The organism is Aliiroseovarius pelagivivens (assembly GCF_900302485.1).
GTDB lineage: Bacteria > Pseudomonadota > Alphaproteobacteria > Rhodobacterales > Rhodobacteraceae > Aliiroseovarius > Aliiroseovarius pelagivivens.
Map to the genome: position 1 here is coordinate 497,795 of NZ_OMOI01000001.1, position 15,139 is coordinate 512,933.

The 15,139-nt window shown below is 58.5% G+C and carries 13 protein-coding genes; 7 read left to right on the plus strand and 6 right to left on the minus strand.

What is annotated here, in order from left to right; genetic code table 11:
* The first annotated feature begins 510 nt into the window (after positions 1 to 510).
* Entirely contained in the window at positions 511 to 822 is a 312-nt protein-coding gene (locus ALP8811_RS02420) for an ETC complex I subunit (RefSeq protein ID WP_108855595.1), read from the plus strand.
* A 58-nt stretch (positions 823 to 880) separates the two neighbouring features.
* Here ALP8811_RS02420 and ALP8811_RS02425 read toward each other — a convergent pair whose 3' ends face one another.
* Positions 881 to 1,639, minus strand: a complete 759-nt coding sequence (locus ALP8811_RS02425; RefSeq protein ID WP_108857393.1) for an alpha/beta fold hydrolase — start codon at positions 1,637 to 1,639, stop codon at positions 881 to 883.
* Positions 1,640 to 1,767: 128 nt separating this feature from the next.
* Between ALP8811_RS02425 and ALP8811_RS02430 the strand changes: the two genes are divergently transcribed.
* Positions 1,768 to 2,130 (plus strand): hypothetical protein, encoded by a 363-nt coding sequence (locus tag ALP8811_RS02430; RefSeq protein WP_108855596.1) that lies wholly within the window; start codon positions 1,768 to 1,770, stop codon positions 2,128 to 2,130.
* Positions 2,131 to 2,195: 65 nt separating this feature from the next.
* Here ALP8811_RS02430 and glyA read toward each other — a convergent pair whose 3' ends face one another.
* Positions 2,196 to 3,488, minus strand: a complete 1,293-nt coding sequence (glyA, locus tag ALP8811_RS02435) for a serine hydroxymethyltransferase (protein WP_108855597.1) — start codon at positions 3,486 to 3,488, stop codon at positions 2,196 to 2,198.
* A 168-nt stretch (positions 3,489 to 3,656) separates the two neighbouring features.
* On the opposite strand from glyA, the gene ALP8811_RS02440 reads away from it, so the two are divergent.
* Positions 3,657 to 4,418: an NAD kinase gene (locus ALP8811_RS02440; protein WP_108855598.1), complete on the plus strand. Its 762-nt coding sequence runs from the start codon at positions 3,657 to 3,659 to the stop codon at positions 4,416 to 4,418.
* A 48-nt stretch (positions 4,419 to 4,466) separates the two neighbouring features.
* Here ALP8811_RS02440 and ALP8811_RS02445 read toward each other — a convergent pair whose 3' ends face one another.
* The gene (locus tag ALP8811_RS02445) at positions 4,467 to 6,350 is read right to left on the minus strand and encodes a propionyl-CoA synthetase (protein WP_108857394.1); all 1,884 of its coding nucleotides are present in this window, start codon (positions 6,348 to 6,350) and stop codon (positions 4,467 to 4,469) included.
* A 226-nt stretch (positions 6,351 to 6,576) separates the two neighbouring features.
* Positions 6,577 to 8,850 carry an NADP-dependent malic enzyme gene (locus ALP8811_RS02450; RefSeq protein WP_108855599.1) on the minus strand — a complete coding sequence of 758 codons (2,274 nt, stop codon included), beginning with the start codon at positions 8,848 to 8,850 and terminating at the stop codon, positions 6,577 to 6,579.
* Positions 8,851 to 9,064: 214 nt separating this feature from the next.
* On the opposite strand from ALP8811_RS02450, the gene ALP8811_RS02455 reads away from it, so the two are divergent.
* Genes ALP8811_RS02455 through upp form a run of 4 tightly spaced genes read left to right on the plus strand, consistent with a single transcriptional unit; the run spans position 9,065 to position 12,282 of the window.
* Positions 9,065 to 9,457: a cytidine deaminase gene (locus tag ALP8811_RS02455; protein ID WP_108855600.1), complete on the plus strand. Its 393-nt coding sequence runs from the start codon at positions 9,065 to 9,067 to the stop codon at positions 9,455 to 9,457.
* Entirely contained in the window at positions 9,454 to 10,668 is a 1,215-nt protein-coding gene (locus ALP8811_RS02460; protein ID WP_108855601.1) for a phosphopentomutase, read from the plus strand. Before ALP8811_RS02455 ends, ALP8811_RS02460 begins: the two co-directional genes overlap by 4 nt.
* The gene (locus tag ALP8811_RS02465; protein WP_108855602.1) at positions 10,665 to 11,657 is read left to right on the plus strand and encodes an adenosine deaminase; all 993 of its coding nucleotides are present in this window, start codon (positions 10,665 to 10,667) and stop codon (positions 11,655 to 11,657) included. The genes ALP8811_RS02460 and ALP8811_RS02465 overlap by 4 nt, the downstream gene beginning before the upstream one ends.
* Positions 11,650 to 12,282, plus strand: a complete 633-nt coding sequence (upp, locus tag ALP8811_RS02470) for a uracil phosphoribosyltransferase (RefSeq protein ID WP_108855603.1) — start codon at positions 11,650 to 11,652, stop codon at positions 12,280 to 12,282. Before ALP8811_RS02465 ends, upp begins: the two co-directional genes overlap by 8 nt.
* Positions 12,283 to 12,342: 60 nt before the next feature.
* Here the strand turns inward: upp and ALP8811_RS02475 are convergent, their stop codons facing one another.
* Both ALP8811_RS02475 and ALP8811_RS02480 read right to left on the minus strand, forming a co-directional pair.
* Positions 12,343 to 13,359, minus strand: a complete 1,017-nt coding sequence (locus ALP8811_RS02475) for a hypothetical protein (protein ID WP_108855604.1) — start codon at positions 13,357 to 13,359, stop codon at positions 12,343 to 12,345.
* 78 nt (positions 13,360 to 13,437) lie between these two features.
* Positions 13,438 to 15,078, minus strand: a complete 1,641-nt coding sequence (locus ALP8811_RS02480; protein WP_108855605.1) for a long-chain-fatty-acid--CoA ligase — start codon at positions 15,076 to 15,078, stop codon at positions 13,438 to 13,440.
* Between the last annotated feature and the right edge of the window lie 61 nt (positions 15,079 to 15,139).

Genomic DNA, 15,139 nt, shown 5'->3' on the forward strand with positions numbered 1-15,139 from the left:
TAACGCGGGATTAGCAAGAATCTCCCCATAATTGGTGAGTTGCAGTGTTAAGCGTTTTTTACGAGATTAGGCATATCCCGGAAATGTGTCCTGAGAACACATTCACTATTAGCAATCAGTGATTGAATCACATGATTGATATTTTGCGTATGCAGCAAAGCTGAATCTTCAATTAAGTATTTGTAAAGTAACAACGAAATTGGTGTGAAAACTCCAAAAAAATGCAATTGGAGGTGTATTTTACTCTTGCCGCAGTCCCGTCTCTGCGATAGCGTAATTAGGCAAGCAGCAGAACGGACTGCCGGTGTCGGCGATACACCCACCCCACCCCTCGCTCCCTCGCCGACCACCGGCAGTCTTCCTGCTCTTACTTCCTCGCCATACTCACGGACATTTTTTTGGATGAGATTCACGCAGAGTGATTGTTCTGCTGCTGCACATCCTTGATTCTGCCTTGAATTGCCTGTCCGCATGACGGATAACCATTTCAGTTTTGGAAGGAGATACCGAATGCGTGCTCGTATCTATCAACCCGCTCGGAATGCAATGTCGTCGGGTATGGGAAAGACCAAGGTTTGGGTTCTGGAATATGCGGCCGATGCAGCCCGCGAACTTGATCCCCTGATGGGTTGGACCGGATCGTCGGACACGCAAAGCCAGGTGCGCTTGAAGTTCCAAAGCAAAGAGGCCGCGCTGGACTATGCCAAGGAACACCGCATCGAGGCCACCGTTACCGAACCGCATAAGCGCAAACCGAATATCCGTACGGGCGGATACGGCGAGAACTTTGCCACCAACCGTCGCGGTCCCTGGACGCACTGAAACGCACCAGATGATCCTAAGAAACCCCGCCACGCCGCGGGGTTTTGTGTTTTTGGGTCTAGAGACTTAGGAAGCTACGCGCCGCCGCTTCGAACTCGCGCGGTTTTTCCGCATGAAGCCAGTGGCCCGCGCCGGGGATCTTGGCGTGCTTCGCCGCTGGAAACAGCGCTTTGATCGTCGGGCGGTGTTCGGGCAGGACATAATCCGAGTTTGCGCCGGCCAGAAACAGCGTTGGCCCGCCGAAGGATCCTGAAACGTCCGGGAACCCGACGATCTTGGCCATCTCGGCTTGCAAGGCATCCAGATTAAGCCGCCACTTCTGCTCTTTCACGTTCAGTGACTGAAGCAGAAACGCCCGGATGGAAGCGTCATCCAGTACCTGTGCCAGTTGGCGATCGGCGTCTCCTCGCGTGTTTACGAGGCCCAGATCAATCGTACGCATGGCTTCGATCATGGATTGCTGGCTGTGGCGATATGCGATGGGGGCGATATCGGCGACGAGAAGTTTGTTCACCAATGCCGCGTCCTGCAGCGCCAGTATCATCGAAGCTTTTCCGCCCATGGAATGCCCGATCACATCAGCCTGTCCGCCGATATGGCGGATCACCTGCGCAAGGTCTTCGGCCATGTCGTGATAGCTTTGTGTGTCAAACCACGGGCTCTCTCCGTGATTCCGCATGTCTACGGACACCACGCGTCGTTCACCCGACAGGCGTTTGGCGATAACGTTCCAGTTGCGCCCCGAGCCAAAAAGCCCGTGCACGATCAGGATAGGCGGGTGGGACATATCGTCCCCGAATGTCTGCATCGTAAGCATACGCTCTGATAGCGTGACAGGCGCTTGGATTGAACCCGGAATTGTCGACAAGCGGCTTTGGGCTTTCGGAAGCCCCATGGTTGAAGCTATGGTTGTGATAGTGGCGACCAGAAATATCGAGGATTGAGTTGGACATCGCGGCGCGCACAGATCGGCTTGCCCAGTTGCTTGAAGAGCGGCTGGACGTTCGCGGCAAGGGTTTTGACGTGAAGCTGCGCCGGGCAGGGCGCCTTCTGCCGCGCCATTTGCGTATGAAAGGGCAGTTGCTTGTTGATGCCACTGTCCGCGCTGATCATCCTAGGCTTCTGCGCCAGTTGGACGAGGCAGCGCTTGATTTGGCGGCTGCCGATCTGGAACGCTACCTGCTGAGCATTGACCCATGGGATCGCCGTAAGGGCATCGCGGTCAATGTCAGTGCGGGCCTGTTGTTTAACCTTCTGGTCTTGGCGCTTGTTGTCGTCGGGTTCTTGATGTGGCGCGGTTTGTTGTGATGACCCAATAAAAAACGCCCCCGTTTCCGGGGGCGCTTTGTCAGTCAAACCTGTTCCCGGTGGGATTACAGGTTCGGGTACAGCGGGAAGCGTGCGCAGAGCGTGGCCACTTTATCGCGGACCGAAGCTTCTACGTCTGCGTTGCCGTCGGCTCCGTTGGCCGCCAGACCGTCAACTACTTCGATGATCAGGTCAGCGATTTCGCGGAACTCGGCTTCACCAAAGCCGCGGGTGGTGCCAGCGGGCGTGCCCAGACGGATGCCCGATGTGACCATCGGCTTTTCTGGGTCAAACGGGATGCCGTTCTTGTTGCAGGTGATATGCGCACGACCAAGGGCTGCGTCCACGATGTTGCCGGTTACGCCTTTCGGGCGCAGGTCTACCAGCATCAGGTGGGTGTCGGTGCCGCCGGACACGATGTCCAGGCCACCTTTGATCAGCTGATCAGCCAAGGCTACAGCGTTCGCGCGTACTTGTTTCTGGTACTCTTTGAACTCAGGGCGCAGAGCTTCACCAAACGCAGCCGCTTTACCAGCAATCACGTGCATCAAGGGGCCACCCTGAATGCCGGGGAAAATGGCCGAGTTCACCTTCTTCGCGATATCCGCGTCGTTGGTCACGATCATGCCACCGCGCGGACCGCGCAGGGTTTTGTGGGTGGTCGTGGTGGCCACGTGGGCGTGCGGGAAGGGCGAGGGGTGCTCGCCAGCCGCGATCAGGCCTGCGATGTGAGCCATGTCGACCAAGAGGTAAGCGCCAACGCTATCGGCGATCTCGCGGAACTTGGCGAAGTCGATCTGACGCGGAATGGCGGAACCGCCGGCGATGATCATCTGGGGCTTGTGCTCGGTCGCCAGCGCCTGAATCTGGTCATAGTCGATCAGGCTGTCTTCGCGACGCACACCGTAGTGAACTGCGTTGAACCACTTGCCGGACTGGTTCGGACGTGCGCCGTGGGTCAGGTGACCACCAGCCGACAGGTCCATGCCCAGAATGGTGTCGCCGGGCTTGATCAGCGCCTGGAACACACCTTGGTTCGCCTGCGAACCCGAGTTCGGCTGAACGTTGGCGAATTCACAGCCAAACAGTTCCTTGGCGCGGTCGATGGCCAGGTTCTCGGCCACGTCTACGTACTGGCAACCGCCATAGTAACGACGTCCGGGATAGCCCTCGGCATATTTGTTGGTCAGAACCGAACCCTGAGCCTCCATTACGGCGGCAGAGACGATGTTCTCAGATGCAATCAGCTCGATCTCGTCGCGCTGACGGCCCAGCTCATTGGTGATCGAGCCCCACAGCTCGGGGTCACGGGTCGCGAGGGATTCGGTAAAGAAACCTTGGTCACGGGTGGCAGACATGCGCGTATTCCTTCAATTAAGGTCCGATTTGTGGATTTCCTATCGGAAACATTACCTGTCGCAAAGACCAGAAAGCGACGCGGCGACGGAAAGACGCGGCATTATCTGGTGATTTGTGGAAACATGTGATTGTTTCGGAAACGAAGACCGCCAATCGGGACATTTAGCATGAGTCGAAAAATCGCGTTCCTTGCCAGTGATACGACCATCGCGCAGGCAGCACTTGACGAACTGGTGTCGCGCTATGGGAATGTCGCTGAGGATCAGGCCGATATCATTGTCGCGTTGGGCGGGGATGGGTTCATGCTGCACACGTTGCACAGCACCCAGCATCTTCCGGCCCCGGTTTATGGCATGAATTGCGGTACGGTCGGGTTCTTGATGAACGAATACGCGCCTGACGGGCTGATCGACCGCCTGATCGTTGCGGAAGAAGAGGTCATCAACCCGCTGTCGATGCGGGCCGAAACGGCGAACGGCGCCGTGTACGAGGCGTTGGCCATCAACGAAGTCAGCTTGCTGCGTGCAGGCCCTCAGGCCGCGAAGCTTCAAATCAGCGTCGATGGGCGCGTGCGTCTGGACGAGCTGGTCTGCGACGGCGCGCTTCTGTGTACGCCTGCGGGTTCGACCGCTTACAACTATTCGGCCCACGGACCGATTCTGCCGATTGGGTCGGACGTGTTGGCGCTGACCGCGATGGCAGCGTTCCGTCCGCGTCGTTGGCGGGGGGCTTTGTTGCCGAAAAATGCTGTGGTGCGTTTTGATGTGCTGCAGCCCGACAAACGCCCCGTAATGGCCGATGCGGACAGCCGGTCCGTGCCGAACGTCGTATCGGTCGAGATCCGGTCTTGCGGGGATATCGCGCACCGCATCCTGTTCGACCCCGGACATGGGCTGGAAGAACGCCTGATCCGCGAACAGTTCGTCTAATAAAAAACGCCCCCGAAATCGGAGGCGTTTCTTTTTATCAGGTCGGGCTTAGTAGCCAAGCGAGGCCAGCGCCTCTTTGATCTCGTCCAGAATGGCTGGATCGTCGATGGTCGCGGGCATCTTGTATTCTTTGCCATCGGCAATCGACACCATGGTCGCGCGCAGGATCTTGCCCGAGCGTGTCTTGGGCAGGCGATCCACAACCACACACAGTTTGAAGGCGGCAACCGGGCCGATCTTCTCGCGAACCAGCTTGACGCATTCTGCGGTGATCTCTTCATCCGGGCGATCGGTACCAGCGTTCAGGCAGACCATGCCAAGCGGAAGTTGGCCTTTCAGCTGGTCGGTCACGCCGATCACGGCACATTCGGCCACATCGGGGTGCGAGGCCAGAACCTCTTCCATGCCGCCGGTCGACAGGCGGTGGCCCGCCACGTTGATCACGTCATCGGTGCGCGCCATGATGTAGACATAGCCGTCTTCATCAATATAGCCCGCGTCGCCAGTCTCGTAATAGCCGGGGAACGTGTTCAGATAGCTCGACTTAAAGCGCTCTTCCGCGTTCCAAAGGGTCGGCAGGGTGCCCGGGGGCAGGGGAAGCTTGATCGCAATCGCGCCCAGTTCGCCTGCGGGCATCGGGTGTCCGCCTTCGTCCAAGATCTGCACGTCAAAGCCGGGCATCGGAACCGAGGGCGAACCCAGTTTGATCGGCAGCTCTTCGATACCAATCGGGTTGGCGGCGATGGCGAAGCCGGTTTCGGTCTGCCACCAGTGGTCCACAACGGGCACTTTCAGCTGATCCTGCGCCCAGACGATGGTGTCGGGGTCGGCACGTTCACCGGCCAGATAAACCTGCTTCAGGCAGCTCAGGTCGTATTTCTTTACGAACTCGCCTTTGGGGTCTTCGCGTTTCACGGCGCGGAACGCAGTCGGGGCGGTGAAGAAGGATTTCACGTTGTGCTCGCTGATCACGCGCCAAAAGGTGCCCGCGTCCGGCGTGCCCACTGGCTTGCCTTCAAAGACGATGGTCGTGTTGCCGTGCACCAGCGGACCATAGGTAATGTACGAGTGCCCAACGACCCAACCTACATCAGAGGCTGCCCAGAACACATCGCCGGGATCGACATTGTACAGGTTCTTCATGGTCCAGTTCAAAGCGACAAGGTGCCCGCCGGTGTGGCGAATAACGCCTTTCGGCTGACCCGTGGTGCCCGAAGTGTAGAGGACATAGGCCGGGTGGTTGCCTTCGACCGGAACACAAGCGGCGGGGGCGGCGTTTGCTTCCATCTCGGCCCAGTCGAAATCGCGACCGTCGATCAGGTCGGCGATGTGTTCCTCGCGCTGAAGGATCAGGGTGAAGTCGGGCTTGTGCTCGGACAGATCAATGGCACCGTCCAGAAGCGGTTTGTAGGCTACGACGCGGCCGGGCTCCAACCCGCACGAGGCTGCAATGATCGCCTTGGGTTTTGCGTCGTCGATGCGCACGGCCAACTCGTTCGAGGCAAAGCCACCGAACACGACCGAGTGCACCGCGCCGATGCGCGTGACGGCCAGCATGGCGATGAGGGCTTCGGTGACCATCGGCATATAGATGATGACGCGGTCGCCTTTGGTCACACCTTTTTCGACCAGAGCACCGGCGACTTTCTCGACCCGGGATTTCAATTCGGCATAGGTGGTTTTCGACTGACGGCCTGTGATGGGGCTGTCATAGATGATGGCAACCTGATCGGCGCGCCCGTTTTCTACGTGGCGGTCGACTGCGTTGTAGCAGGTGTTGACCATCCCGTCCGAGAACCACTCATAGATCGGGGCGTTGCCGTCAAAGAGCGCCTTGGTGGGGGCCTTGTCCCAGCTAATGGCTTGGGCCGCGTCCATCCAGAACTTCTCTGGGTTCGATTGCCACGCCGCGTAAACGTCTTTGTATGCCATGGTGCACATCCTCCATTTTCCCTTGAGGAAAGTGTTACGCCGCTACGACCTATCCGGGCAAGAACCGTGTTGGACGTAGCGTCACATTATCGCGGAAAATTTGCAGGGCGGTGGAAAATCGCCTGCAAATTTTTGCAAACCCCATTGTTTTGAGGGATCTGAGTTTGAAAAAGGCGAGATTTGCAAAATTGCAAACCTCGCCTTGCAAAGTTTCGCAGGGAATCGTTTAGCCGTAATGTGCAACCGGTGTCCCGGCGATGGCGGACATGTTCAAAAGTCCACGCGCGGTGATCGAGGGCGTTACGATATGGGCGCGGTTGCCCATGCCCATCAGGATCGGACCGACCTCAAGCCCGCCACCTTTCACCTTCAGCGTGTTGCGCACTGCGCTGGCGGCGTCCGCGTTGGCAAAGACCAAGACGTTGGCGGGGCCGTCAAAGCGAGCACCGGGGAACAGGCGGCGACGCACCTCGGGATCCAACGCGGCGTCTACGTGCATTTCGCCCTCATAGGCAAAATCGCGCGGGGCAGCGTCCAAAATGTCGAGAGCACCACGCGCACGTGCACCGCTGTCTCCGCCGTGATTGCCGAATTGCGAATACGAGCACACTGCAATTTTCGGTTCGGCCCCGAAGCGGCGTACGTGGCGGGCCGCGGCGCAGACGGTTTCAGCGATTTGCTCGGCGTTGGGCGTGTTGTGCACATGGGTATCAGCGATAAACAGCGGGCCGTCCTGAAGGATCATCAGGCTCAGCGCTCCAACAGGGTGGAGTGCTTCATGGCCCAGGATCTGCTGGATATAATTCAAGTGCCACAGATATTGCCCGAATGTCCCAGCAATCAAACTGTCCGCATGGCCCAAATGCACCATGATGCCGCCGATGGCGGTGGTGTTCGTGCGCATGATGGCCTTGGCCAAATCAGGGGTCACGCCTTTGCGGGCCATCAACTCGTGATAGGCGCTCCAATAATCGCGATAACGGTCGTCGCGTTCGGGGTTTACGACCTCGAAATCGCGACCCGGCACGATCGACAGGCCAGCCCGTTCAGCGCGGAGGGCGATCACATCCGGACGCCCAATCAAAATCGGCGCGTCTGTGGTTTCTTCGATCATCGCATTGGCAGCCCGCAATACGCGCTCGTCCTCGCCTTCGGCAAAAACGATGCGGCGTTCGGCAGTCGCAGCAGCTTCGAAAACAGGGCGCATGATCAGCGCGGATTTGAAGACCGAGCCGTCCAGCTTCGCCTTGTAGGCCTCTAGATCTGCAACCGGGAGCGTCGCAACACCGCTGTCCATTGCGGCTTTAGCCACCGCACTGGCAACCACGCCCATTAGGCGCGGATCAAAGGGTTTGGGGATCAGATAGTCTTCGCCGAAGGTCAGTTGTTCGCCCTTATAGGCCGCAGCGGCTTCCGCCGAGGTCGTGGCGCGTGCCAGTGCTGCGATGCCTTCGATGCAGCCCAACTGCATGGCGTCGTTGATCTCGGTCGCGCCGACATCCAAGGCGCCCCGGAAGATGAAGGGGAAACACAGTACGTTGTTGACCTGATTGGGGAAATCCGAGCGGCCCGTGGCGATGATTGCATCAGGGGCGACCTTACGCACTTCGTCGGGCATGATTTCGGGTGTCGGGTTGGCAAGGGCAAACACGATCGGGCGGTCGGCCATCTTGGCGACCATCTCGGGCTTCAGAACACCGGGACCGGACAGGCCAAGGAACAGATCCGCGCCTTCAATCACGTCGTTCAGGCTGGCTGGGCTGTCACCCTGCGCATAGTCCGCCTTCTGAGGCGTCATCTCTTTTTCGCGGCCCTCATAGACCAGACCTTCGATGTCGCAGAGCCAGACATTCTCGCGCTTAACGCCTAGCTTCAGAAGCATGTTCAGGCAGGCAATACCAGCAGCCCCACCACCGGTCGAAACGACCTTGATATTCTCGAAGGATTTGCCCGTCACTTTCAGCGCATTGGTGGCTGCAGCCCCGACCACGATTGCGGTTCCGTGCTGATCGTCGTGAAAGACGGGAATGTTCATCCGCTCGCGGCAAATTTGTTCAACGATAAAACAATCGGGTGCTTTGATGTCTTCTAGATTAATCGCGCCAAAGCTGGGCTCCATCGCGCAAACGATCTCGGCCAGCTTTTCAGGATCAGATTCGTTAAGCTCGATATCGAAGCAGTCGATATTGGCAAACTTCTTAAAGAGAACCGCCTTGCCTTCCATCACAGGCTTTGAGGCCAGGGCCCCAATGTTGCCCAGCCCCAATACGGCTGACCCATTAGAGACAACGGCGACTAGATTGCCGCGCGCCGTGTAACGGCTTGCCAAAGAAGGATCTTTTGCGATTTCGACGCAGGCTTCAGCCACGCCGGGAGAATAGGCAAGGCTTAGGTCTCGCCCGTTCGCCATCGGCTTTGTCGCGCGGATCTCAAGCTTTCCGGGCTGTGGAAATTCGTGATAATCCAACGCGCGTTTGCGCAGATAGCTGTCTTCGGACATCGAGGCCTCCCAAGGCTTAGCGTGGATAGTTTAACCTTAAACTACCTTCCCTCCATCACTCCGATACACCAGTGACGCAAGGGCAATCAAGTCTGCATTGTGTACATTAGCATGGCATTCCCTTGCGACCAGCCCCTTGATGCACGGATTGCGCTTGCATCCGAGAATGCAGAGGTTCAGGGTTGCTGGATAGATTTTTTTGCAGGAGCGGATCATGTCGCTGTTGGAAGCTGCCAAGGCCGTGCGTGAAAACGCGCATGCCCCATATTCAAACTTCAAGGTCGGCGCGGCGCTACGCACAAGCGCGGGCGTTGTGCATGTCGGATGTAATGTCGAGAATATCGCCTATCCGGAAGGCACTTGCGCAGAAGCGGGCGCAATCGCTGCCATGTGTGCGTCGGGCGAGCGCGAAATCGCCGAGGCATTGGTGATCGCAGACGCCCCCCTGCCAGTGACGCCGTGCGGCGGGTGTCGTCAAAAACTGGCCGAGTTTTCCGGCCCTGATGTGAAAATCACCATGATGACAATGGGGGGCGAAAGCCTGACCATGACCATGGCCGAACTTCTGCCCGGCGCTTTCGGAGCGGCGCATATGGAGAACACATGACCCGCGCTTTCGTGATTGTGTTGGATAGCGTCGGCTGCGGCGGAGCCCCTGACGCGCACAAATTTTTCAACAACAAGACCGTGCCTGACACCGGGGCAAACACGTTGGCCCATATTGCACAGGCCTGCGCTGATGGGGATGCAGAGGACGGACGTTCGGGTCCGCTGTCCATGCCAAGTCTGGATGGGCTTGGGCTGGGCGCCGCGATCCGCTTGGCTTCGGGCGATGAAACTCCGGGTATGACGGCGACGCCTACCGGGCTTTGGGGTGCGGCGGAAGAAGTCTCGCCGGGCAAAGATACACCCACCGGGCATTGGGAAATCGCTGGGGTGCCCTTGCCGTGGGATTGGGGGTATTTCCCCGACACTGTTCCGGCTTTCCCGGCAGACGTGACGGCGGCCATCTGCAGGGCTGCGGGCGTGGACGGCATTCTGGGCGACAAACATGCCTCGGGCACTGTCATTTTGAACGAGCTGGGAGCCGAGCACATTCGTACCGGACTTCCTATTGTTTACACATCGGTCGACAGCGTCATACAGATCGCCGCACATGAAGAGCATTTTGGCCTCGAACGGCTTTACGCCTTGTGTGAAGCCATCGCGCCGATGGTGCATGACATGCGTATTGGTCGCGTCATCGCGCGCCCCTTCCTTGGCTCCGAGGCCGAAGGGTTTACGCGCACTACCAACCGCCGCGATTACGCCATGACCCCGCCCGAACCCACGCTGTGCGATTGGGTGACAGATGCGGGTGGCAAGGTTCATGCCATTGGAAAGATAGGAGATATTTTTGCACATCGCGGAATCTCGTCCGTTCAGAAGGGGGCTGATGCGGATTTGATGGAGTATCTGCTGGCGTCATTCGACAGTGCGCAGGACGGTGATCTGGTTTTTGCCAATTTCGTCGAGTTCGACACGAAGTATGGCCACCGTCGCGATATCGCGGGCTATGCCAGCGCGTTAGAGTGGTTCGACAGTCAGGTTCCGCGCGTCCTAAAGAAAATGCGAGACGGTGATCTGGTGCTGTTCACTGCAGACCACGGCAATGATCCCAGCTGGGTTGGCACTGACCACACGCGGGAACGTGTGCCGGTGGTTGCCGCTGGGCTTGGTGCTTGCGAAATTGGGCAAGTCGGGTTCTCGGATATTGGCGCGTCGGTCGCGGCGCATCTGGGACTAAAGAATCGCGGGGCAGGGAGGTCGTTTCTATGAGTTTCAAAGATCTGTCGAAGGTCGAGTTGCACTTGCATATCGAAGGCGGGGCTCCGCCCGATTTTATCCGGTCTCTGGCCAAGGAAAAATCCGTCGATCTGTCGGGAATTTTCACCGATGACGGTGGTTACGCGTATCGCGACTTCTGGCATTTCCTTGAGGTTTACGAGGCCGCAACCTCGGTCCTGACTGGACCAGAGGAGTTTCACCGCCTGACCAAGGCCGTGCTAGAGGCTTGTGCGGAAAAAGGTGTGGTCTATGCCGAAACCTTCCTGTCGCCGGATTTCTGCGGTGGGCGCGATGTGGTGGCGTGGAAGGACTATCTTGCTGCCATTCAGGACGCCGCCGCCGAGGCCGAGCGCGATATGGGCATCACGCTGCGCGGTATCGTCACCTGCATCCGACATTTTGGCCCTGAACTGGCCCGCGAAGCCGCGATGTGCGCGCAGGAAACGGTGGGTGATTTCATCACAGGCTTTGGCATGGGGGGGGACGAAAAGTCCGGCACCCAGGGCGATTTCGCCTATGCGTACGACATGGCCCGCGAAGCAGGCCTACGCCTGACCACCCATGCAGGTGAATGGAACGGCCCGGAAGAGGTGCGCGCCGCGCTTGATGATTTGAAGGTCGAACGCATTGGCCACGGTGTGCGCGCGATCGAGGATCTGGCGCTGGTTGAGCGGCTGGCTGAGGACGGCGTGACGCTTGAAGTCTGCCCCGGTTCGAACGTGTTTCTAGGGGTGTATCCTGACCTTGCCGCCCACCCCATCGCAAAACTGCGTGAGCGCGGGGTCAAGGTGACCGTATCGACCGACGATCCCCCGTTCTTCCGCACGGACATGAACAAGGAATACGAAGACCTGTCGCGCCAGTTCGGCTGGACGGCAGAGGACTTTCGCGATTTGAACTTGGTTGCCATTGACGCGGCTTTCTGCGACGACGCGACCCGCACCCGCATCCGCAAAGAATTGGAGACGCAAGATGTATGATCACCTGACCGTTGTTGATCACCCCCTGATCCAGCACAAGCTGACTTTGATGCGGGATGAAGCCACGCCGACCAGCCTGTTTCGCCAGCTGCTGCGCGAGATCAGCCAGCTTTTGGCTTATGAGATCACCCGCGAACTGCCGATGACCACGAAAACCATCACCACGCCGATGCAGGACATGGACGCGCCGACCCTTGCAGGCCGCAAACTGGCGCTTGTGTCGATCTTGCGCGCAGGCAACGGCCTTCTGGATGGGGTGCTAGAGCTGATCCCCTCGGCGCGCGTGGGTTTTGTCGGTCTGTATCGTGACGAAGAAACGCTGGAGCCGGTGGAGTATTACTTCAAGGTTCCCGAGCATATGGACGAACGTCTGGTGATTGCGGTGGACCCGATGCTGGCCACCGGCAACAGCTCGGTTGCGGCAATTGATATGCTGAAAAAATCGGGTGCGAAAAACATCCGTTTCCTGTGCCTTCTGGCTGCACCAGAAGGTGTTGCACGCATGAAAGAAGCCCACCCCGATGTGCCGATCATTACAGCCGCGCTGGATGAGAAGCTGAATGAAAAGGGCTATATCGTTCCGGGGCTGGGTGACGCGGGCGACCGGATGTTCGGCACGAAGTAAAGATACAAGGCTTATGCCTGACAAAGGGCGCCCGTCTGGCAATCAGATGGGCGCCCTTTTCTATTCGCCGCAGACACCTTGCAGCCTGACCCAGTCGTCGTCAGACAACAGTTCTCTGGCGCTGGCTTCGGGAACCGGATCTGCTTCGATCAGTCCGAGAGTTGTTTCGCCAGTTAGGTCCAATGCATAGGCATAAGGCTTGACGCTGATGCCCTGTGCCTCAAATCGCTTCAGAAGCGCTGTGGCTGGCAGGTCAGATTGCGGTGCGATCAGAAGATCTTCGGCGTATTGATCAATCGCGATGTCCGGCATGTCGCCGGTTGTCAAAAGCTGTACCGTCCCGCGAAGGCCTACATGGTCAAGAAGTGGCAAAAGCGGATCTGTCATATCTCGACGCAATTCTTCGGCCAAAAGAAAGCCGGCCAAGACGTCCGGATGTTCGAAATCTTCAATCAGGGCGCGGTTTAGAAGCGTGATGTTGCCCGGAAGATGCTTGGCAGTTTGAACGCCGCTGGACAGAACTACGACGCGCAAATTTGGATTTCCGGTCGTTGTTCGGGCCATTTGCGTTAAAACCAAACGCCCCTCGCGGCCACGGCATTCCTGCCCGGTGATACGTCCGATCCGCGTCAGGATTTGCTGCCCGATGGCTGCGCGCGTTGGCTCGGGCACAACGGACACCGTATAGCTGCGTAGCGCGCCGGGCAGCCAGAAGACGGCCAGCAACAGCAACGACACCAGCACCCCTGCAGTCACCCAGTGGCGCAGTCGACCGGGATGGGGGCGACGACGTTCGATCAGCTTGCGCACCTTTTCCAGCGCGCGGATCATCTCGTCATCCTCGGTCTCAAGCTCTTCCGTGGCATCATCGCCGGGGCGGAAGATGGCTGGACGTTCGCCGGGATTGACGCGCTGGATTGCCGGCAGGGACCAATGGTTCAACACGTTCTCGCGCATGTCCGAGATCGTCAGCGTTGCATCCCCAAGAGACAACAGGACATCCAGCCTTTGCGCCCCCTCTTCGGGGCGCCAAAGGGCAGTGGCCTCAAGCCGGTCATATTTGGTTAGGGCCGTCATGTTCGGACGGGGCTTTCTGCTCGTTCTTAATTGAACGCAGAATAGCGCCAACCAACCCGCCCGGCAATCGGAACCGCCTTAGTCGTCAGAACGCGCCCAGTCACGCAGCTGAAATTTCTGAATTTTCCCAGTCGAGGTTTTGGGAAGCTCGCAGAATTCGATCCGCTTCGGGGTTTTGAACCCGGCCAAACGTTCGCGGGTAAAGGCGATCAGCTCTTCTTCGCTGACATCACTTCCGTCTTTCAGCTCGACATAGGCGCAGGGGATCTCGCCCCATTTGTCGTCGGGCTTTGCGACCACAGCGCAGAGGCTTACGGCGGGGTGGTGCATCAACACGCCTTCGACCTCGACCGAGCTGACGTTTTCGCCACCCGAAATGATGATGTCCTTCGAGCGGTCTGTGATCTTGATGTACCCGTCCGGCGTTTGATAGGCGACGTCGCCCGAATGGAAGTATCCGCCCTGAAACGCCTCTGCCGTGGCCTCGGGGTTCTTCAGATAGCCTTTCATGACCGAGTTGCCGCGGATCATGATCTCGCCCGTGGTTTCGCCATCCATGGGGACCTGCGCCATGGTCTCGTCCAGTACAGTGATGTCCTCCATCTGAGGGAAGGCAACACCCGTGCGGGCCTTGATCGCAGCGCGGTCGTCCTGTGGCAGCCCGTCCCATTCGGGCCCGTTCCACAGGCATTCTGTCACGTGACCATAGGTTTCTGTCAGGCCATAGACCTGCGTGACGTTAAAGCCTAGCGGCTCGATGGCGGCCAAGGTCGCGGCAGCGGGGGGCGCACCTGCGGTGAAGACTTCGACCACGTGGTCAAAGTCGCGGCGGTGTTCGTCAGGGGCGTTTACGATCATGTTCAGCACGATCGGTGCACCGCCAAAATGGGTCACGCCCTCATCCGCGATGGCATCGTAAACTGCTTTGGCAGTGATGGTGCGACAGCACACAACCGTACCGCCCAGCACTGGCATCATCCAAGTGTGATTCCAGTTATTGCAGTGAAACAGCGGCACGATGGTCAGGTAGCGTGGGTACAGCTGCATGTTCCAGCTGATCGGCGTGCCCATCGTCATCAGATAGGCGCCGCGATGGTGATAGACCACACCCTTGGGGCGTCCGGTGGTGCCCGAGGTATAGTTCAGCGCAAGGCTTTCCCATTCGTCCTTTGGCATGATCCAGTCGAAGCTAGGGTCTCCGCTTTCCAACAGATCTTCGTATTCAGGATAGCGACCGGTGGCCGGGAAACCCGCGTCCGGGGCCGCGACCTCGATGATCTCGGGCTGCGGCACGCCGTCTTTCGACATCAGCTCGCAGGCGGCTTCGGCCAAGGTCAGAAGTTCGGTGTCGACCAGAACCGCCTTGGCGGCTCCATGCCCAAAGATATAGGCGACCGTGTCGACGTCCAATCGGGTGTTGATCGTGTTCAGAACAGCACCACAGGCGGGAATGCCGAAGCTGGCTTCGACATGGGCCAGAGTGTTGTGCAACAGCGTTCCGACGACGTCTCCGGGCTGTATCCCGCGCGCCGCCAAGGCCGAGGCCAACCGGCTGACCCGCCCATGATAGTCGCGATACGTCAGTCGACGATCACCCTCAATCACGGCCTCGCGGTTGGGAAATACCTTTGCGGCACGTTGTAGATGTGAAAGCGGGCTTAACGGCACAAAGTTTGCCGCACATTTATCCAGCCCGCGTTCGTCTGCCATCCAACCCATTCTCACTCCTCCCAAAGCGATGTGTTTTCTTAACCTGTGTCGTTTTCCGAGTGGACCCCAG